The 18552-nt window shown below is 60.8% G+C and carries 17 protein-coding genes; 12 read left to right on the forward strand and 5 right to left on the reverse strand.

Annotated elements, in window-relative coordinates:
• Positions 1-4: 4 nt before the first annotated feature.
• The gene (locus MRY75_RS05445; protein WP_292306127.1) at positions 5-316 is read right to left on the reverse strand and encodes an ETC complex I subunit; all 312 of its coding nucleotides are present in this window, start codon (positions 314-316) and stop codon (positions 5-7) included.
• Positions 317-737: 421 nt separating this feature from the next.
• On the opposite strand from MRY75_RS05445, the gene uvrB reads away from it, so the two are divergent.
• The gene (gene uvrB / locus MRY75_RS05450; RefSeq protein WP_292306128.1) at positions 738-2921 is read left to right on the forward strand and encodes an excinuclease ABC subunit UvrB; all 2184 of its coding nucleotides are present in this window, start codon (positions 738-740) and stop codon (positions 2919-2921) included.
• A 119-nt stretch (positions 2922-3040) separates the two neighbouring features.
• Positions 3041-3625: a hypothetical protein gene (locus tag MRY75_RS05455; protein WP_292306129.1), complete on the forward strand. Its 585-nt coding sequence runs from the start codon at positions 3041-3043 to the stop codon at positions 3623-3625.
• Between the two features lie 144 nt (positions 3626-3769).
• On the opposite strand, the gene MRY75_RS05460 is transcribed toward MRY75_RS05455, so the two are convergent.
• The gene (locus MRY75_RS05460; protein WP_292306130.1) at positions 3770-4030 is read right to left on the reverse strand and encodes a zf-TFIIB domain-containing protein; all 261 of its coding nucleotides are present in this window, start codon (positions 4028-4030) and stop codon (positions 3770-3772) included.
• A 43-nt stretch (positions 4031-4073) separates the two neighbouring features.
• Between MRY75_RS05460 and MRY75_RS05465 the strand changes: the two genes are divergently transcribed.
• The 10 genes from MRY75_RS05465 (at position 4074) to MRY75_RS05510 (ending at position 15136) form a co-directional block, all read left to right on the forward strand.
• On the forward strand, positions 4074-4622 hold the full coding sequence (locus MRY75_RS05465; RefSeq protein WP_292306131.1) for an excinuclease ABC subunit B: 549 nt from the start codon (positions 4074-4076) through the stop codon (positions 4620-4622).
• A 42-nt stretch (positions 4623-4664) separates the two neighbouring features.
• On the forward strand, positions 4665-7118 hold the full coding sequence (gene hrpB, locus MRY75_RS05470) for an ATP-dependent helicase HrpB (protein ID WP_292306132.1): 2454 nt from the start codon (positions 4665-4667) through the stop codon (positions 7116-7118).
• 56 nt (positions 7119-7174) lie between these two features.
• Positions 7175-8056 carry a tRNA 2-thiocytidine(32) synthetase TtcA gene (gene ttcA, locus MRY75_RS05475; RefSeq protein ID WP_292306133.1) on the forward strand — a complete coding sequence of 294 codons (882 nt, stop codon included), beginning with the start codon at positions 7175-7177 and terminating at the stop codon, positions 8054-8056.
• A gap of 59 nt (positions 8057-8115) precedes the next feature.
• A complete protein-coding gene (locus tag MRY75_RS05480) occupies positions 8116-9648 on the forward strand; it encodes a GGDEF domain-containing protein (RefSeq protein WP_292306134.1) in 1533 nt (510 codons plus the stop codon).
• Between the two features lie 143 nt (positions 9649-9791).
• A complete protein-coding gene (yidC, locus tag MRY75_RS05485) occupies positions 9792-11606 on the forward strand; it encodes a membrane protein insertase YidC (protein ID WP_292306135.1) in 1815 nt (604 codons plus the stop codon).
• Positions 11603-12346 carry an MOSC N-terminal beta barrel domain-containing protein gene (locus MRY75_RS05490; RefSeq protein ID WP_292306136.1) on the forward strand — a complete coding sequence of 248 codons (744 nt, stop codon included), beginning with the start codon at positions 11603-11605 and terminating at the stop codon, positions 12344-12346. Before yidC ends, MRY75_RS05490 begins: the two co-directional genes overlap by 4 nt.
• Position 12347: 1 nt before the next feature.
• Positions 12348-12998 carry a ribosome biogenesis GTP-binding protein YihA/YsxC gene (yihA, locus tag MRY75_RS05495; protein ID WP_292306179.1) on the forward strand — a complete coding sequence of 217 codons (651 nt, stop codon included), beginning with the start codon at positions 12348-12350 and terminating at the stop codon, positions 12996-12998.
• Between the two features lie 84 nt (positions 12999-13082).
• Positions 13083-13952 (forward strand): acetylglutamate kinase, encoded by an 870-nt coding sequence (gene argB, locus MRY75_RS05500; protein WP_292306137.1) that lies wholly within the window; start codon positions 13083-13085, stop codon positions 13950-13952.
• The gene (locus tag MRY75_RS05505; protein WP_292306138.1) at positions 13949-14602 is read left to right on the forward strand and encodes a ferredoxin; all 654 of its coding nucleotides are present in this window, start codon (positions 13949-13951) and stop codon (positions 14600-14602) included. Before argB ends, MRY75_RS05505 begins: the two co-directional genes overlap by 4 nt.
• Positions 14603-14647: 45 nt before the next feature.
• Positions 14648-15136, forward strand: a complete 489-nt coding sequence (locus MRY75_RS05510; RefSeq protein ID WP_292306139.1) for a histidine phosphatase family protein — start codon at positions 14648-14650, stop codon at positions 15134-15136.
• A 68-nt stretch (positions 15137-15204) separates the two neighbouring features.
• Here MRY75_RS05510 and MRY75_RS05515 read toward each other — a convergent pair whose 3' ends face one another.
• Genes MRY75_RS05515 through MRY75_RS05525 form a run of 3 tightly spaced genes read right to left on the reverse strand, consistent with a single transcriptional unit; the run spans position 15205 to position 18538 of the window.
• Positions 15205-15978, reverse strand: a complete 774-nt coding sequence (locus tag MRY75_RS05515) for an amino acid ABC transporter ATP-binding protein (RefSeq protein WP_292306140.1) — start codon at positions 15976-15978, stop codon at positions 15205-15207.
• Between the two features lie 48 nt (positions 15979-16026).
• Positions 16027-17322 carry an amino acid ABC transporter permease gene (locus tag MRY75_RS05520; protein ID WP_292306141.1) on the reverse strand — a complete coding sequence of 432 codons (1296 nt, stop codon included), beginning with the start codon at positions 17320-17322 and terminating at the stop codon, positions 16027-16029.
• Position 17323: 1 nt separating this feature from the next.
• Entirely contained in the window at positions 17324-18538 is a 1215-nt protein-coding gene (locus MRY75_RS05525) for an ABC transporter permease subunit (protein WP_292306142.1), read from the reverse strand.
• Positions 18539-18552: the final 14 nt, after the last annotated feature.

An 18552-nucleotide genomic window follows, 5' to 3' on the forward strand; every position in this document is an offset into this window, starting at 1 on the left:
AAAATCAGTGCGTCCAAGCGCCCTTGCGATCAACTGCGAAGTTTTCCGCATATCCGCGTCGCCGGATATTGGGTTTGCGCTTGTTTGGGGTGAGCTGGATCGCATCAATGCCATGTTCCTTGGCATAGGCCTTTGCGGCCTCCAGCGTGTCGAACTTCAGGCGCACTTGGCTCTGGGTGTCCGACGACGATGTCCACCCCATGAGCGGATCAATCTCGCGCGGGCTTTCCGGCGCGAATTCAAGAACCCAATGCCGGGTCTTCGCCGTGCCGGACGACATTGCAGTTTTCGAAGGCTGGTATATCCGGGCGCGCATGCATTTCACCTGTTTCCTGACTGCGCCAGATATGCGCAAAAACGCGTCCGGGTTCAAGGTCCCGGAAGTGTCGCAGGGCGCATGGGACTTGCGAAGCGTGTGGTGCAAGCAGGGTTTCATCCACCAACGAGCTGCGGGGAGCGAGGGGTGGGTGTGTGCCGCTCGAAAACAAATGATACCAACTGCTTGCAAAATTAAAGGTACTTCATTCGTACAACTTTGAAAGAAAAAAACTTTGGGGTGTTTCTTCCATAAGGCGTTGATCAAGAGAGCAGCCAGCGAAAATGCAATGAATACAGTTGGTTGACGCCACATTCGGCAAACCTGCGACCATGGTTGCATTTCCGTGATCGACTGCCCATTTTGTCATTTCCATTCTGGCCCGCCCGTTTTCGCGGCGAGCGATTCCGTCAGGTGATCCATGCCCGATACCCAGATTCTCCACGCTCCCGCCCCGGATGTGCGCGCTCGCGACAAACTCGAGGGCGGAATCCGCTTCAGGATGAACACCGAGTTCGAACCGGCGGGTGACCAACCGACAGCGATCAAGGAGTTGTCAGCGGGTGTTCTGGGCGGCGAGCGGGATCAGGTTCTGCTCGGCGCGACTGGCACCGGCAAGACCTTCACCATGGCCAAAGTGATCGAGGAGACGCAGCGTCCGGCGATCATTCTCGCGCCGAACAAGACGCTTGCCGCGCAGCTTTATGGCGAGTTCAAAGGTTTCTTTCCGGACAACGCCGTCGAATACTTTGTCAGCTATTACGACTACTACCAGCCCGAGGCTTATGTCCCCCGGTCGGACACTTATATCGAGAAGGAGTCCCAGATCAACGAACAGATCGACCGGATGCGCCATTCGGCCACCCGGGCGTTGCTGGAACGGGATGACGTGATCATCGTGGCCTCGGTGTCGTGCATCTACGGTATCGGCTCGGTCGAGACCTACGGCGCGATGACGCAGGATCTGCATGTCGGCAAAAGCTATGACCAGCGTGCTGTAATGGCCGATCTGGTGGCGCAGCAATACCGCCGCAATGATCAGGCCTTCCAGCGCGGGTCGTTCCGGGTGCGGGGCGACAGCCTTGAGATTTTCCCGGCGCACCTGGAGGACAGGGCATGGAAACTGTCCTTCTTCGGGGACGAGTTGGAAAGCATCACCGAATTCGACCCGCTGACGGGCGAGAAAACCGACAGTTTCGAACGCATTCGTATTTACGCCAACAGCCACTACGTGACTCCGAAACCGACGATGCAGCAGGCCATCGTGGGCATCAAAAAGGAATTGCGCCAACGGCTCGATCAGTTGGTGAACGAAGGCAAACTGCTTGAAGCGCAGCGGCTGGAACAGCGCACGAATTTCGATCTGGAGATGCTGGAGGCGACGGGCGTCTGCAACGGGATCGAGAACTATTCGCGCTATCTGACCGGCCGCGCGCCGGGCGAGCCGCCCCCCACCCTGTTCGAATTCATCCCCGACCATGCGATCGTCTTCGCCGACGAAAGCCATGTCAGCGTGCCGCAGATCGGCGGCATGTACAAAGGCGACTACCGGCGCAAGTTCACCCTTGCCGAACACGGGTTCCGCCTGCCCTCGTGCATGGACAACCGCCCCCTCAAGTTCGAGGAATGGGACGCGATGCGCCCGCAATCCGTCTTCGTGTCTGCGACGCCCGCGAAATGGGAAATCGAACAGACTGGTGGCGTGTTCACCGAACAGGTGATCCGACCCACCGGCCTGCTGGACCCGGAGGTGGAAATCCGTCCTGTCGAGATGCAGGTCGATGATCTTCTTGATGAGGTTCGCAAGGTCACGGCCAAGGGATTCCGGACACTCGTGACGACCCTGACCAAACGCATGGCAGAAGACCTGACGGAATACCTGCACGAACAGGGCATCAAGGTGCGCTACATGCACTCCGACATCGACACGATCGAACGGATCGAAATCCTGCGGGACCTGCGTCTTGGCGCGTTCGACGTGCTTGTCGGGATCAACCTGCTGCGCGAAGGCCTCGACATCCCGGAATGCGGGCTCGTCGCGATCCTCGACGCGGACAAGGAAGGCTTCCTGCGGTCCGAGACCTCGCTGATCCAGACCATCGGGCGGGCCGCGCGGAACGCCGAAGGGCGCGTCATCATGTATGCCGACCGGATCACCGGGTCGATGGAACGCGCGCTGGCCGAAACCGAACGCCGCCGCGTCAAGCAGATCGCCTATAACGAAGAGCATGGCATCACCCCCGAAACGGTGAAGAAGAATGTCGAGGACATTCTGGCCGGACTTTACAAAGGCGATGTGGACATGAACCGCGTCACCGCCAAGGTGGACAAACCGTTGGCCGGGGCCAACCTGCAGGCGGTTCTGGATGGATTGCGCACCGATATGCGCAAGGCGGCCGAGAACCTTGAATTCGAGGAAGCGGCCCGTCTACGGGACGAGATCAAGCGGCTCGAAGCGGTGGACCTCGCCATCGCGGACGATCCGCTGGCGCGTCAATCTGCTGTCGAAGCCGCAGCCGAGGCTGCAGTAAAGTCGTCCGGACGGTCGACGGCAGGTCGTCCGGGCCAGCGCGGCGGAAATGTAAAGCGGCGGAAGAAGCGGTAACGGCGTCCTCTGGCTCACCTCATTGCAATAGCCATTGAGGCGGGCCTTTGTCCGGCGTAGGTCTTTGAAGATACAGCCCGGTTTGTTGGTCGGGTGATTTCAATCGGAGTTGGCATTTCATGCAACGCGTTCTGGCATGCCTTATCGCTGCCGTGCTTGTGACGTTCGCAGGTGTTCCCGGTGTCCAAGGCCAAGGCTGGAGCCAGAGGGCCACCGCCCTGAGTGACAGTCTGACCGACGAAGTCGTGCGCCGCCTGGGAAACGATTTCCGGGAATGCGGCGAGCTGTCGAACGTCTTTCGCTACGACTGTTACAGCAAGAGCTACCGGAACGCCGCCATCAAACTCGTCGGCATTCCGGAATATGGAACAGCCCATGAGGCGCTGACCCTTGTGGAAAAGCGAATTGCTGCGGTGATTGACGCCAATCTGGACCTATCGCGCCCGCCGCTCCGTCAGGGCTTCAGGAGTTTCAAGGCAGTGACCGAAGCCGCCCTTCCCGTGGTGAAACGCGAAACGCTGCGGGCGATGGAAGAGGCGCAGACCATCCTGCTGCGGTCGCCCAACGCCCAGCAGCAAACGCATTTCGCAAGGATCGCGGCTGTCATCGACTCGAACAAAGTCTTGTTGCGGTCCGCGATGTTGCAATTGCGTCAGGGCGTGACCCGGTTTGCGGGTCTGCTGGGCCTTGCGTGGACGCTCTGATCGTCGCTCCAGCCCGATCCGTCAAATGAGCGGCACGAACGGCACTCCGCAGGCGCTCAGGACCAACAAGCCAGAAATCGCAATCCACACACGCATACCGCCTCCTGATGCCGGATGATTGTTTCCGGCCTAGGGGATACGCGATCAGAAGTCGAACAAGTCTTCCAGAAACCCGCCGCGCTTCTTCTTTTTGCGATACCCTGTGTCTTCGTAACCCGAAGACGCCCCGCGCATTGGCTGTGGCGCCGGCGGAGGCGGCGGTGGCGCGTAGCTGGCGCTGCGTTCGATGATCTTGTCCAACTCACCGCGATCAAGCCAGACACCCCGGCATTGCGGGCAATAGTCAATCTCGACACCGGAGCGTTCGGCGATCACCAGCGCGGTTCCGTCGATAGGACATTTCATGTGGCCGTCTCCTTTGGTTTGACCCTCAGGAGATATGCACTCCATGTCGAATATCACCCCCAGTGCAACAGTTCGGTCGGAAGCGACTGGCACAAGTCGAACGTTACGCTACCATATCGACATGCGTATGTTTGCCGTGGCCTTTACTGTCTTGTTGGCGCCTCTTCCAGCGGCTGCGTGGGAATTCACGCCTGCGCCGATCTGCACCTTGTTTCATCAAGACGCCGATGTGGCCGTGATGGTCACCTATGACCCGGCCAGTGGTGAATATGCCATTCATCTGTCGCGCGAAGGCGGCTGGCCGAATGCGGCCGTCTTCTCCATGCGGTTCGAAGGGCCGCGCGGGCTGACCATCTCGACCACCCGCCATGTGATCGAGACCGAGGACACGCGCACCCTCACCGTAAGGGATCGCGGGTTCGGGAATGTCCTGAACGGATTGAACTTCAACCAGCGCGCAGTGGCTGTACTGGGCGATCTGGAGGTTTCGATGTCGCTCGATGGCGCGGCGCCGGCGGTCGAGGAGTTTCGCGCCTGCCCGCAGGACCAACTCGTTCACTGGCGCGAGACCAGGTCCAGCCGCGCGTCCTGACCATCGCTTGCGGCAGGGCATCGGACCGGCTTAGAAGACGCCATGATCCCGCTTCCCATTGACCATGTCCTTCCCGAACTTGTCGCGCATCTGCGCGACCGGGGACGCGCGGTCCTGCAGGCCCCACCTGGCGCCGGCAAGACCACGCGTGTCCCACTGGCCCTTCTTGAGGCTGGTCTGACACAGAAGCGCATCGTGATGCTCGAACCTCGGCGTCTTGCCGCGCGGGCAGCCGCCGAACGTATGGCTGAAACACTTGGTGAAGCGACCGGTCAGATCGTGGGGTACCGCGTGCGCGGCGAGAGCAAGGTCTCGAACAAAACCCGCATCGAAGTTGTGACCGAAGGCATCCTGACCCGCATGATCCAGTCCGATCCCGAGTTGACCGGCATCGGAGCAGTGATCTTTGACGAATTTCATGAACGCTCGCTGAATGCCGACCTCGGGCTCGCGCTCTGCCTCGAGATCACGGGTGCCTTGCGTGATGATCTGATCCTGCTGGCGATGTCCGCCACTCTGGACGCCGCACCCGTTGCAGCCCTGATGAACGCCCCGATCGTCACCTCGGAAGGGCGCAGCTTTCCGGTCGAGACGCGCTGGCTCGAAACGCCTGTCGGCAAATCCGTCAGGTTTGACGCCGCAATGGCCGAACTGATCCAGTCGGCCCTGTCCAACACCGAAGGCGGGCTTCTGGCATTTTTACCGGGCGAGGGCGAAATCCGACGGGTTCAGGCGGCACTGGACGGACGGGTTCCGAAAGGCACGCACATCCGCCCCCTGTTCGGCGCGATGCCCTTCAAGGCACAACAAGAGGCGATCCGGCCCGAACCCACCGGCCGCAAAGTGGTGCTGGCAACGTCAATTGCAGAAACATCGCTCACCATCGAAGACATCCGGGTCGTCGTCGATGGCGGCCTCGCACGGCGGTCGCGGTTCGATCCGGGATCCGGAATGTCGCGCCTCGTGACCGAAAAGGTCACAAAGGCCGAGGCAACCCAGCGCGCCGGACGCGCGGGCCGTGTGGCCGAGGGTGTGGCTTTCAGGCTTTGGACCAAGGGGGAAGATGGCGCGCTGGCCGCCTTCCCACCAGCCGAGATTGAAGCCGCCGATCTGGCCGGTCTTGCGCTGGAGCTGGCGCTCTGGGGGGCGACGCCGGACGCCCTGCCCTTTCTGACACGTCCGCCCGATGGGACTTTTGCCGAAGCGCAGGCCCTGTTGCAGATGCTGGGCGCTCTCGACCCACATTGCCGGATCACGGATCACGGGCGCACCTTGTCTGCCCTGCCTCTGCATCCGCGGCTTGCGCATATGCTGTGCCTTGCCGGCCCGCCTGCCGCACCACTTGCCGCGTTGATGGCGGACCGCGATCCGCTTCAGGGTGGCGGCGTCGATCTGAATCTCCGCCTCGAAGCGCTGCGGGACCCACGGCAATTCAGCACTGAGCGGCGCGCAACCCTCAATCGCGCGGCGCTCGACCGGATCCGCACAGAGGCGCACCGGCTTGTCCGCGTCGCTCCAAGAACCGGGGACACTCAACTTGGGCCTTCGGACATGGCAGCGCTTGCCTATCCAGATCGCATTGGGCTGCGCCGCAAGGGTGACGCTCCGCGCTATCAGCTGTCCGGGGGCAAAGGCGCCGTGATGGACGCGGGCGATGCGCTTGCCGGTGCCCGGCTGATCGTCGCCACGGACCTCGACGGCAATCCCCGCGAGGCGCGCATTCGTCAGGCAATCCAGATCACTGATGGCGCGCTTCGGGAATTGTTTGCCGACCGGATCACCTGGGTCGATATCTGCGAATGGTCGAAACGCGACCGGCGCGTCATTGCGCGGCAACAGGAAAAGCTGGGTGCCATTGCGCTTGACGACCGGGCCTGGAAAGACGCGCCGCCTGACAGGATTGCGGAGGCAATGCTGGACGGAGTGCGCGAGCTTGGGTTGAGCCCCGCATTGAGCGATGCCGCGCGCCGCTTCATCGCCCGCGTCGCGCTCGCGCGGGACGCGGGGATGGACGTGCCCGACATGTCCGAGACCGCGCTGCTCGAAACGTTGGAGGACTGGCTGCTGCCGCATCTGGGCGGCGTCAGGACGGCGGAGGACTGGAAGCGTTTCGATCTCTTGCCGGCGCTGCGCGCCATGCTCGACTGGTCGCAGATGCAGGCGCTGGACCAGCGAGTCCCCGGCCGCTTCACGACCCCTCTGGGCCGCGAGATCCCAATCGACTATTCGGGGGATCACCCCGAAATTTCCCTGCGGCTGCAAGAGCTTTTCGGTCAGAAGACACATCCCCACGTGGGCAAAACACCACTCAGGGTAACGCTCTTGTCTCCTGCCCAGCGCCCGGTGCAGACCACGCTGGACCTGCCCGGTTTCTGGGCCGGTTCTTACGCGGATGTGCGCAAGGATATGCGAGCAGCCTACCCGAAACACCCCTGGCCCGAAGACCCGACACAAGCCGACCCGACTTTGAGGGCCAAGCGCCGGCAGAATGACTGAAGAGCCGGGACGCCTGAACGCTTGCCGTACCGCCCGATCCGCCGTACATGCGGCACATGCTTGATGACGCCGACGACATACACCCGCTGTTCTACGGTGCGCCAAAAACCACCGAGTTCAAGAAGCTGCGCAAGCGGATCGTTCAGAACGTCCGTGAGGCGATTGAGCATTACGGCATGGTCGAGCGCGATCCTGCGAAGACCCCTAAATGGCTCATCTGTCTGTCGGGAGGCAAGGACAGCTACACGCTGCTGGCGGTTCTGCACGAATTGAAATGGCGCGGGCTCTTGCCGGTCGAGCTACTGGCCTGCAATCTCGACCAGGGGCAACCGGGTTTTCCGGCAACTGTCCTGCCGGATTTCCTTGAAAAGATGGGTGTTCCGCATCGGATCGAATATCAGGACACCTATTCCATAGTCGTGGACAAGGTTCCGCAAGGACGGACCTACTGCGCGCTGTGTTCGCGGTTGCGGCGGGGCAATCTTTACCGGATCGCACGCGAGGAAGGGTGCGACGCAGTTGTCCTTGGCCATCACAGGGACGACATTCTCGAGACCTTTTTCATGAACCTGTTTCACGGCGGACGCCTTGCCACGATGCCACCGAAACTGGTCAACGAAGAAGGCGATCTCTTTGTCTATCGCCCGCTCGCGCATGTCGCCGAGGCCGATTGCGAGAAATTCGCGACCGCGATGAATTATCCGATCATTCCCTGCGATCTCTGCGGAAGTCAGGATGGGCTGCAGCGTCAGCAGGTCAAAGCCATTCTCGATGGGTGGGAAAAGAACAGTCCGGGACGGCGACAGGTGATCTTTCGCGCGCTGACAAATGCGCGCCCCTCGCATCTCTTGGACAGCGATCTCTTTGATTTCAAAGGACTGTCTTTGAATACTGTTGCAGATGCGAAAAATCCTACGGAAATTCCCAAGCTGCGTTAAGACATCACTTACCGACGACGCCTCATCCTTCCCTCAATCGTGTTTGGGACAGGGTCGTCATGCGTACACTTTTCGAACTAGCGCAACTGCGGAGAACATTGCGAAGGGGGCTGTCCGGCCCCCAGATGCTTGCGTTCCTGCCAGCACTCTGTTTGGCGGCCTATTGGGGCGGGGGGGAAGTGCTGCTGGTCCTGTGCGCGCTGACAACACCACTTGTCTATGCCGCGTTCGGAGGGTTCGGCCATTGGTTCGACCGCCCTGAGGCTCACGATAGTGGTGGTCCTTCTCTTGCGCGCGTGGCGCAGGATTTTCTTGAGATTGCGCGACACAACGGCCAGACCACGGCCTGTTTCCGCATCGCCCTTCCTGAATTGGACAGGATTGCTGAAAGGTACGGGCCGGATGCTGCTGCCGAGACCCGTAATCTGATCGCATCACGCCTTCGGACGATGTTGCGTGGCTCCGATCATGTCTTTTCTGATGGGAACAGCCGCTTCATCGTTCTGATTTCACCCGGTTTTCGCGTGCGGCTCGACAATCTGCTCGATCTCGGCAAAAGACTGTGTGCAAACGCGGAAAGCCCGGTTTCGATCGCAGGGACCACGCACACCCTTCCCGCATGTATCGGAATTGCATCCTCGCTGAATTTCGGACGCAACGTCACTGCAAGCTCCTGGCTCACCTCTGCGTCCGCAGCACTGGACGAGGCGCTGATGTCCGGGCCGGGCACGATGCGGCTCTGGTCAGACCGGCTGGCCCGCCAGCATCGGTCGCGGCGGGATGCAAACGACCGAATTTCCCAGGCCCTCGATGAGGGGGCGATCCAGGCGCATTTTCAGCCGCAGTTTCATATCCGCACCGATGAGACCGCCGGGGTGGAAGTGTTCGCGCGTTGGATGGATGCAGAACGCGGCACGCTTGCCGCCAGCGAATTCCTGAACGCAGCACGAGACAGCGGTCAACTTCCTCGATTGGGACGAACCATGTTCCTTCAGGCTGTCACCGCACATGTCGCCTGGGACAAGGCGGGACTGCAGGTGGACACGATCAGCCTGAACCTGTCCGATGCGGAATTGCGAGACCCCGACTTGTGCACCCGTCTCAGTGGCGATCTTGACCGCTGCGGTTTTCCCGCGCATCGACTGATCCTCGAAATCGCGGAACACACCCTCATGGATTGGTCGGGTGACGACATGCTGCGCCGCAATATCCTCGGGCTTGTCGAACTCGGTTGCCGCTTCGACCTTGATGAGTTCGGAGCCGGAACAACCAGTCTGGCCATCCTTCGCGAACTTCCCATCTCGCGCGTCAAGCTTCACAGCCTGCTCATCAAAGGCATTGAGGCATCGGACGACAGCCGACGCACCGTCGATGCGATCCTCGGACTGTGTGATCGCCTTGAACTGCCGGTTGTCGCGACCGGGATCGAAACGCACCAACAACTCGGCGTCATCCGCGATCTGGGCTGCGCATTCGGACAGGGTTTCCTCTTCGCGGCCCCGATGGACTGCGCACAAATGCACCAATGGCTGAGCGAGCGCCAACAGGCCAAGCAGGCCGCCAATGGCGCCAGAATTCAACGTATCAAGTAGATGGCGAAGGCGGGCATTACGCTCTTGCAAGTCCAAGAACAAATGCCGCACCGGGCCGGTCTTTCCTGTGAATCCGCTTGACCTTCAGGCACAGTCCCTGTTGAACGCAGCGGTAATCCGGAAACCACAGGTGGCGAGCCCCGATGGACGACCAGAACAAGAACCTTCTCATCGCAACAGCACTGAGTTTTGCCGTTATTCTGGTGTGGTTTGTCCTGTTCCCGCCGCCCGAGCCCACTGTCTCGCCGGACGGCTCAACGCCCGCCGCGACCGAGAGCGCGGCACCAACCGTCGCGGCGACGCCGGATGCCGCTCCGGGGACTGCGGCCACCGTTGGCGACACCGGTCCGACAGCCGTTGTGGACGCGCCGCGGGTGCCGATCGAAACCGACCGCGTCGTGGGGTCGATCTCTTTGGTCGGTGGTCGGATCGATGATCTGTCGCTCAAGAATTACCGCGTCAGCCTTGCCGAAGATGCAGATGTCGTTCACCTGCTCAACCCCGTCGGATCGGAGCGCCCTTATTACGCGCTCTTCGGCTGGGCACCGGGTGGCGGACTGACGCTTGACGATGTGCCCACCGTCACGACGAACTGGACGCTCGAAGACGGCGAAACGCTGACCGCAGACACCCCGATCACGTTGCGCTGGGACAGCCCCAATGGCACGATTTTCCGCCGTTTGATCGAAATCGACGATGATTTCATGTTCACTGTGACCCAATCGGTCGAAAACGCCAGCGGGTCTGCCATGTCCATGGCGCCCTACGGCCTGATCGCACGGCATGGCGAACCCGTCGACCTGAAGAACTTCTTCATTCTCCACGAAGGCGTCGTTGCCATGGCCGACGGCACGCTGGCCGAGATCGACTATAAGGACATGGTCGATTTCACCGTTGATCCCGCTGAGGGTGCGCGGGCCGAAGTGACGCAAGTCACCGAAAACGGGTGGATCGGATTCACCGACCATTACTGGATGACGACGATCATCCCCGAGAACGGCACCCCGTTCCGGCAGGTCGCGAAATACAGCGATGCCAGCAACATCTATCAGACCGAAGCGGTGCAACCGACCGTCACAATCGCGCCAGGCGAGACGCGCGAGGTGTCGACACAGCTCTTCGCCGGTGCAAAGGAATGGCAAACGATCCGGGATTACCAATCTGCAGGCGTCGACCGTTTTATCGACGCGATCGACTGGGGTTGGTTCTTCTTCCTGACCAAGCCGATTTTCTGGCTGCTGCACAATCTGAACCTTCTGATCGGCAATATGGGCTGGGCAATCATTGGCCTGACCCTGATCATAAAGGCCGCACTCTTCCCGCTGGCCTATAAGTCCTATGTCTCGATGGCGAAGATGAAGGAACTTCAGCCCGAGATGGAAAAGATCAAGGAGCGCGCCGGCGACGACCGCCAGAAGCTTCAGCAGGAGATGATGGAGCTTTACAAGAAGGAGAAGGTCAACCCTGCCTCCGGCTGCCTGCCGATCCTGCTGCAGATCCCCATCTTCTTCTCGCTCTACAAGGTGATCTTCGTCACACTGGAACTGCGTCATGCCCCCTGGCTTGGTCCGTTCCAGGATCTGTCGGCGCCTGACCCCACCTCGATCATGAACCTCTTCGGACTTCTGCCCTGGGCTGCTCCAGCACCGGGATCGCTGCTGGCGCTGATCTTCATCGGCATCCTGCCATTGCTTCTCGGCATCTCCATGTGGCTGCAGCAAAAGCTGAATCCGGCGCCCACAGACGCGACGCAGGCGATGATCTTTGCCTGGATGCCATGGGTCTTCATGTTCATGCTGGGTGGCTTTGCAAGCGGACTGGTTGTCTACTGGATCGCGAACAACACGATCACGTTCACCCAGCAATACCTGATCATGCGGTCGCAAGGCTACAAACCGGACGTGTTCGGCAACATCAAGTCGAGCGTGAAGCGCAGCCCGAAGACGGGCGAAAAATGACCGCAACCGTCACCGAGATCTGGCGACACCCGATCAAGAGCCACGGTCGGGAAGCGCTGGACTCGGTCACAGTTGCCGCGGGCGGCACGGTCCCCTTCGACAGGGTTTGGGCCGTTGCGCATGAACGGTCCAAAGCAGATGGGTCCGAATGGGTCAGCTGCGGACACTTTTGCCGGGTTGCCAAGCTGCCAAGTCTGATGGCCATAACGGCTCGGTTCGATGAGGCGCAGAGCCGGATCACCCTCAGCCATCCCGATCTGCCGGATCTGACCTTCGATCCCGACGGCGACAGCATGGCTTTTCTTGACTGGGCTCAGACGCTTGTACTTGAAGACGCGCTTCGGCCCGCGCGGCTCATCAAGGCCCGTGCACAGGCCTTCACCGACAGCGATTTTCCAAGCGTCACGCTTTGCAATCATGCGTCCCATCGTGCTGTGGAACAGCGGGTGGGACAGCCCCTGTCCCATCTGCGCTGGCGCGGAAATATCTGGATCGACGGATTGGCGCCGTGGGAAGAGTTCGATTGGGAGGGCCGCGAGGTTCGGATCGGTGAAGCCGTGCTTCGCGTGCGCGAACGAACCGACCGCTGCAAATCGACCCACAGCAACCCCGCGACCGGCAAACGTGATGTGGATGTGCTGAGTGCGCTGGACAGCTGGGGGCATCAGGATTTCTCGGTCCGGGCCGAAGTGATCCAGGGCGGAGCAATCAAAACCGGCGACGAGGTGGCCCGTGTCTGAGATGAAGCTTCCCTTCCCCCTTGCGGAAGAACCCGACGAGTTGAGCCGGGAAACCGGACGCAAGCTCTTTGCCGGAGAGGTCGATTTCCTCAAAGGTGTGGTGGCCATGTCGGGCCTGCCTGCGGATGACCGGATCGAGGTCTGCTTCGCCGGGCGATCCAATGTGGGGAAATCCTCGCTGATCAATGCGATCACCGGGCGCAAGGCACTGGCTCGCGCGTCGAACACGCCGGGCCGCACCCAAGAGATCAACTATTTCACTCTGGGTGACGAACGGTATCTAGTGGACTTGCCCGGCTACGGCTACGCGAATGCACCGGTGAAAGTGGTCGAGAAATGGCAGGCGCTTCTCAAGCAATACCTGTCGGGTCGCGCCAGCTTGCGCCGCGCCTTCGTGCTGGTTGACAGCCGACACGGGATCAAGCCGGTTGACGAAGAGATCATGACGCTTCTCGACAAGAGCGCGGTTGCGTTTCAGGTGGTGCTGACCAAGTCCGACAAGATCAAACCAACACAGCTCGACGGACTTTTGACGCAGGTGCGGGGCAAGCTGGCCAAACACCCAGCCGCCTATCCGGAACTCGTGCTGACAAGCAGCGACAAGGGCGATGGAATCGCCACCCTGCGCAGCATCATCGCCGGGATCGTCTGATCGCAAAACGGCTTGCCTCTGCGAGAGGCATGTCGCACACAGGATGCATGCCGGACATGGGTCCGGTCTGGACCGAGAACAAACATGAAATCCCGAGACATGAATCACGACTGGATCGCAACCGCCCGTACCCTGTCCGAGGCCCTTCCCTTCATGCAGCGCTACGCTGGCGCCATCGTTGTGGTCAAGTTCGGCGGCAACGCGATGGGAGACGAGGCGGCGATGGCGGAATTCGCACGCGACATCGTCCTCATGCGCCAGGTCGGCATCAACCCGGTTGTGGTGCATGGCGGCGGCCCGATGATCAACGACATGCTGACCAAACTGGGCATCAAGTCGGAGTTCGTCCGGGGCAAGCGCGTCACGGACAAGGCAACGGTCGAAGTGGTCGAGATGGTTCTGACGGGCCTTGTGAACAAGCGCATCGTGCAGGCGATCATGGACGAAGGTGGTCGCGCGGTGGGTCTGTCGGGCAAGGATGACGACCTTATGGTTTGCGAGGCGGACGATCCCGAACTGGGGTTCGTTGGCCGTCCGGTCGAGATGAATCCGCAGGTGCTGCGCGACCTCTTCAAGGCAGGGATCATTCCCGTGGTGGCGCCCGTTGCAACGGGCATGAACCCGAATGAGACCTTCAATGTGAACGGCGACACGGCGGCTGGTGCCATTGCCGGCGCGCTCAAGGCCGACCGGTTGTTGCTGTTGACCGATGTCAGCGGTGTGAAGGACGGCAGCGGAAATGTCGTCACTGCAATGACACCGGAAGAGGTCAGCGCGATGATCGAGGACGGGACCATCGCAGGGGGTATGATCCCCAAGACGGAAACCGCGCTCAAGGCCATCGAAGACGGGGTGCGCGCCGTGGTGATCCTGGATGGTCGTGTGCCCAATGCCTGTCTGCTGGAGCTGTTCACGGAACACGGTGCCGGATCACTGATCCGCCCCAAACGGTGACGCTGACCGAGCTCGAGGCGTCGGCACGCCGGGTCGGTCTGGCATTGCGTGGGGCCTTTCATCCCGGCAAGGACGACGCGGCACCGATCGGAACCCGGACGCTGGTTCTGCTGGGACCGGATGAACCAGCCTTCTGGCGGATCTTCACGTCATCCCCGGAATATCTGGATGGCGCTCCGCATCCGTTGGACCGTTGGTCAAAACGTGTCGTTATGGACTGTGCAGCGCCTGTGGGGGGCAAGGCTCTGTTCCCCTATGACGGGCCGCCCTACCCGCCCTTCCTGCGGTGGGCCGCGCGGACCGGAGACAGCTGGTCATCCCCTGTCGCCTTGCTGGTGCACAAATCGGCCGGCCTATTCATCAGCTTTCGCGCCGCGCTTGCGCTTCCTGACCGGTTGGACCTTGACCCACCGTCGCGCAGCCCATGTCTGACCTGCGAGACGCGTCCGTGCGAAACAGCGTGTCCTGTTGGCGCTCTTGCTCCGGATCAAGCGTATGACGTGCCGGCCTGCATGGCCCACATGCGCTCTGAAGACGGTGTCGCCTGCCGCGAAGGCTGTATGGTCCGGCGCGCCTGCCCCGTGTCACAGCGCTTTGGCCGTTTGTCGGAACAATCCGCTTTCCACATGCGCGCGTTTTTGGGAGAGTGACGCGCACGCAACGAAAAGGCTGTCCCTGTGAAACGACTGATCCTCATGCGTCATGCCAAGTCGGATTGGTCCGCCTCGGGTGATGACCATGGCAGGCCCCTGAATGCGCGCGGCAAAGACAGCGCTGCGGCGATGGGCCGTTGGGTTGAGGATCAGGGTTGGACACCGGACGAGGTGCTCTGCTCGACCGCGACACGGACGCGACAGACCCTGACGCTGCTTGGCCTACCGCACCTGCCGACACGCTTCGAACGCACACTCTACCTCGCCGAGGCCGACGAGATCATCGACACGCTGCGCAGTGCCGAGGCCGATACGGTTCTGCTCGTGGGGCACAATTTCGGTATTGCGGAATGCGCGCATGCGCTGGTGAAAACATGGCCCGATCACCCGCGTTTTTCGGACTATCCGACCTGCGCCACAAGCTTGATCCGCTTCGATGTCACGGATTGGGGCGATATCCGCGAAGGCATCGGAGTCTGCGATGACTTTGCCGTGCCTCGCGAGGTGATTGCGGGCAGTCAGCCGGGCTGACCAAGGTCTCATGAAAAAACGCCCCGGATCGGGTCCGGGGCGTCGTTTTGGTGCAGGAGCACCGAGGCTCAATGACCGAGGATCTGGCTCAGGAAGAGCTTGGTCCGGTCGTTCTGCGGGTTGTTGAAGAACTCTTCCGGTTCGTTCTGTTCCACGATCTGACCCGCGTCCATGAAGATCACACGGTTTGCAACCTGACGGGCAAAGCCCATCTCGTGTGTCACGCAGAGCATGGTCATGCCTTCTTCGGCAAGGCTCACCATCGTGTCGAGCACTTCCTTGATCATTTCCGGGTCAAGTGCCGACGTCGGTTCATCAAAGAGCATGATGCGCGGACGCATGCAGAGCGAGCGGGCAATCGCAACGCGCTGTTGCTGACCACCCGAGAGCTGGCCGGGATATTTGTTGGCCTGCTCGGGGATCTTGACCTTCTCGAGGAAATGCATCGCGGTCTGTTCCGCCTCGCGCTTGGGGATCTTGCGCACCCAGATCGGGGCCAGCGTACAATTCTCCAGAATGGTGAGGTGCGGAAACAGGTTGAAGTGTTGAAACACCATCCCGACCTCGGACCGGATCGTGTCGATGTTCTTGATGTCCGAGGACAGCAACGTGCCATCAACCGTGATCGAGCCCTTCTGATGCTCTTCCAGCGCGTTGATGCAGCGGATCAGCGTCGACTTGCCCGAACCGGACGGTCCGGCGATGACGATGCGCTCGCCCCGGTAGACCGTGAGGTCGATGTCGCGGAGCACGTGGAACGTGCCGTACCACTTGTTCATCTTTTCGATCTGGATTGCCACCTCGTCCGAGACAGCCATTTGTGCCTGTGAAGTATCAGCCATGTGTTGGCCTCCTGTGTCTTGCCCTGTCGTTGATGCGACCCGAGGGCACTATCGGTGATCGGTGGCAAGCTGACGCTCGAGCCACTGTGAATATTTCGAGATGCTGAAGCAGACGATGAAGAACACGAAGACAGCAAAGCCCCAGAGCTCCCAATAGACGCCGTTCCATTCCGTCGATGCGAGGATCGGCCCGCGGATCATGCCCACGAGATCGAACATCGAAATCACCGACACCAGCGTCGTGTCCTTGAACAGACCTACCGCCACGTTCACGATACCCGGGATGGAAATCTTGAGCGCCTGCGGCAGGATGATCAGGCGCATCGACTGCGCATAGTCCAGACCGAGGCTGTCCGCCGCTTCGTACTGACCACGCGGCAGCGCGGCCAGACCACCCCGGATCACCTCTGCGATATAGGCGGCCGAGAACATCGTGATCATGATGATGACGCGAAGAACCAGGTCGATATTCGCATCTGGCGGGAAGAAGTAAGCCAGCACCACGTTCGCCACGAAGAGCAGAGTGATCAGCGGGACACCGCGGATAAACTCGATGAAGACGACGCAGATCCACTTGATCACCGGCATCGACGATTGACGCCCCAGCGCCAACATGATGCCGAGCGGTAGCGACAGCGACACGCAGACCGTGCCGAGGATCATGTTGAGCATGAAGCCGCCAAGGTCGCGGGACGGGATCGCCTGAATGGCCAGAACATCCGGCATTGACGCGGGGATGATCCCTCCGGCCCAGATCACCACGATCGCGGCAACCAAGCCCGCCACCATGCCCATCGCAAAGCTTTGGCGCTCGAATTGCTTGAACGCGAAATAGCCTGCGATCAATCCCACCAGCACCATCAACGGAATGAGCAGCGTGCCGCCCCAGATCAGCCAGTAGGCCAGAAACGGGTAGATGCCCGTGAAGACCAGCATCTGGCGCGGCGCTTTTGGATAGAGCACCGGAGCAATGGCGACGATCAGCAGAACAAAGGCCAAGGTCGGGCGCCAATACGCCTCGGGCGGGTAAGTGAACCCGAAGAGCAGCTGGTTCCAGCGTTCCGTCAGAACCGAGAAACAGGCCCCGGTCATGCCGCCGAGCATCTCGCGGCACTCGGCCAGAGAGCTGGTGTTCCAGATGCCATTGGCGAACCAGGGATAGGCATTCGTGACGATCACGAAGATGAAGTAGAGCGACAAGAGGGTCAGGATCGAGTTGAACCAGCCCTTGAACAGGTTCTCCCGCATCCACTTGATGACCCCTGCCTCGGACGCGGGGGGCGGTTGTTCCGGCAACATGGTGTCGCGGACGAAGGCAACGGTCTGCGCATGTGTATCTGACATCTCAGCGCTCCTTCAGTTTCACGGCGTTGTTGTAGACGTTCATGATCGCCGAGATCGCAAGCGAGATGGCGAGGTAGAACAGCATGAGCAGGAAGATCGCCTCGATCGCACGGCCGGTCTGGTTGAGCGTGATCCCTCCCAGCGTGCCGGTCAGGTCCATATACCCCACGGCGATCGCCAACGACGAGTTCTTGGTCAGGTTCAGGTACTGCGAAATCAGCGGCGGGATGATCACCCGGAGTGCCTGCGGCAGGATGACGAGGTTCATGATCCGGCCCGGGCGCAGCCCCAGCGAGGCGGCGGCCTCGGTCTGCCCTTTGCTCACCGCGAGGATACCGGCACGCACGTTTTCCGCGATGAAGGCGGCGGTATAGATGGACAGGGCGAACCAGAGTGCGATCAGGGAGTTGCGCATGAAGATGCCGCCCTGAAAGTTGAAGCCGGCAAGCTCGGGATATTCGAGCGAGATGGGACGACCCATGATGAAATAGGCGAGGATCGTCGGGATGAAAAAGATCGCCAGCGACGGCCAGAGCGTCGGGATCAACTGCCCCCGGTCGTAAAGCGCCTTCTTGGCATACCGGCGGAATGCAAAGATCCCCGCAATCGACGCAAGGAACACGGCAACCACAACACCCGAGCCCGCACCAAAGATCGGCGCAGGGGTATAGAACCCACGGCCGGTGAAGGCGAACATGCCGAACACCATCGAGGCCGTGGCATCATCACCCCGGAAATCGCGGGGCTGCGGCAGGACGGCGATGAAGATCGCCATGATGATCAGGATCCAGATCAGAACCGGAACGTTTCGGAAAATCTCGACGTAGATCGACATCAACTGCCGGACAAGCCAGTTGTTGCTCAGCCTGAGAACACCCACCAGCACACCGATAATGGTGGCCATGATGCATCCAAGGAAGGCGACCAGCAGCGTGTTCAGCACCCCGACAAGGGAGGCGCGCCAATGGGTCGATTGGCTGGTGTAGGGGATCAGTGTCTGGTTGATGTCGTACCCGGCAGGCTCGCCCAGAAACTGGTAGGAGATGTTCAGTCCGGCGGCCTGCAGGTTTGCCAGCAGATTATAGCCCAGATAGGCGAAGGCCAGGATGAGCAGGATCAGCGCGATGAATTGAAACGTATAGGACCGGTAGCGCGTGTCGTTGATCAGCATCGACAGCTGAAACGACCCCGACGGTGGGTCTGAAATCGTGGACATTGTGTTATCCCTGT

The organism is Marivita sp. (assembly GCF_022763305.1).
Classification (GTDB): domain Bacteria; phylum Pseudomonadota; class Alphaproteobacteria; order Rhodobacterales; family Rhodobacteraceae; genus Marivita.

What these genes read in the sequence shown, in the direction of transcription:
- MRY75_RS05445 (WP_292306127.1), bottom strand. Translation starts at nt 316, where the DNA reads ATGCGCGCCCGGATATACCAGCCTTCGAAAACTGCAATGTCGTCCGGC.
- uvrB (WP_292306128.1), top strand. Translation starts at nt 738, where the DNA reads ATGCCCGATACCCAGATTCTCCACGCTCCCGCCCCGGATGTGCGCGCT.
- MRY75_RS05455 (WP_292306129.1), top strand. Translation starts at nt 3,041, where the DNA reads ATGCAACGCGTTCTGGCATGCCTTATCGCTGCCGTGCTTGTGACGTTC.
- MRY75_RS05460 (WP_292306130.1), bottom strand. Translation starts at nt 4,030, where the DNA reads ATGAAATGTCCTATCGACGGAACCGCGCTGGTGATCGCCGAACGCTCC.
- MRY75_RS05465 (WP_292306131.1), top strand. Translation starts at nt 4,074, where the DNA reads ATGTCGAATATCACCCCCAGTGCAACAGTTCGGTCGGAAGCGACTGGC.
- hrpB (WP_292306132.1), top strand. Translation starts at nt 4,665, where the DNA reads ATGATCCCGCTTCCCATTGACCATGTCCTTCCCGAACTTGTCGCGCAT.
- ttcA (WP_292306133.1), top strand. Translation starts at nt 7,175, where the DNA reads ATGCTTGATGACGCCGACGACATACACCCGCTGTTCTACGGTGCGCCA.
- MRY75_RS05480 (WP_292306134.1), top strand. Translation starts at nt 8,116, where the DNA reads ATGCGTACACTTTTCGAACTAGCGCAACTGCGGAGAACATTGCGAAGG.
- yidC (WP_292306135.1), top strand. Translation starts at nt 9,792, where the DNA reads ATGGACGACCAGAACAAGAACCTTCTCATCGCAACAGCACTGAGTTTT.
- MRY75_RS05490 (WP_292306136.1), top strand. Translation starts at nt 11,603, where the DNA reads ATGACCGCAACCGTCACCGAGATCTGGCGACACCCGATCAAGAGCCAC.
- yihA (WP_292306179.1), top strand. Translation starts at nt 12,348, where the DNA reads ATGAAGCTTCCCTTCCCCCTTGCGGAAGAACCCGACGAGTTGAGCCGG.
- argB (WP_292306137.1), top strand. Translation starts at nt 13,083, where the DNA reads ATGAAATCCCGAGACATGAATCACGACTGGATCGCAACCGCCCGTACC.
- MRY75_RS05510 (WP_292306139.1), top strand. Translation starts at nt 14,648, where the DNA reads ATGCGTCATGCCAAGTCGGATTGGTCCGCCTCGGGTGATGACCATGGC.
- MRY75_RS05515 (WP_292306140.1), bottom strand. Translation starts at nt 15,978, where the DNA reads ATGGCTGATACTTCACAGGCACAAATGGCTGTCTCGGACGAGGTGGCA.
- MRY75_RS05520 (WP_292306141.1), bottom strand. Translation starts at nt 17,322, where the DNA reads ATGTCAGATACACATGCGCAGACCGTTGCCTTCGTCCGCGACACCATG.
- MRY75_RS05525 (WP_292306142.1), bottom strand. Translation starts at nt 18,538, where the DNA reads ATGTCCACGATTTCAGACCCACCGTCGGGGTCGTTTCAGCTGTCGATG.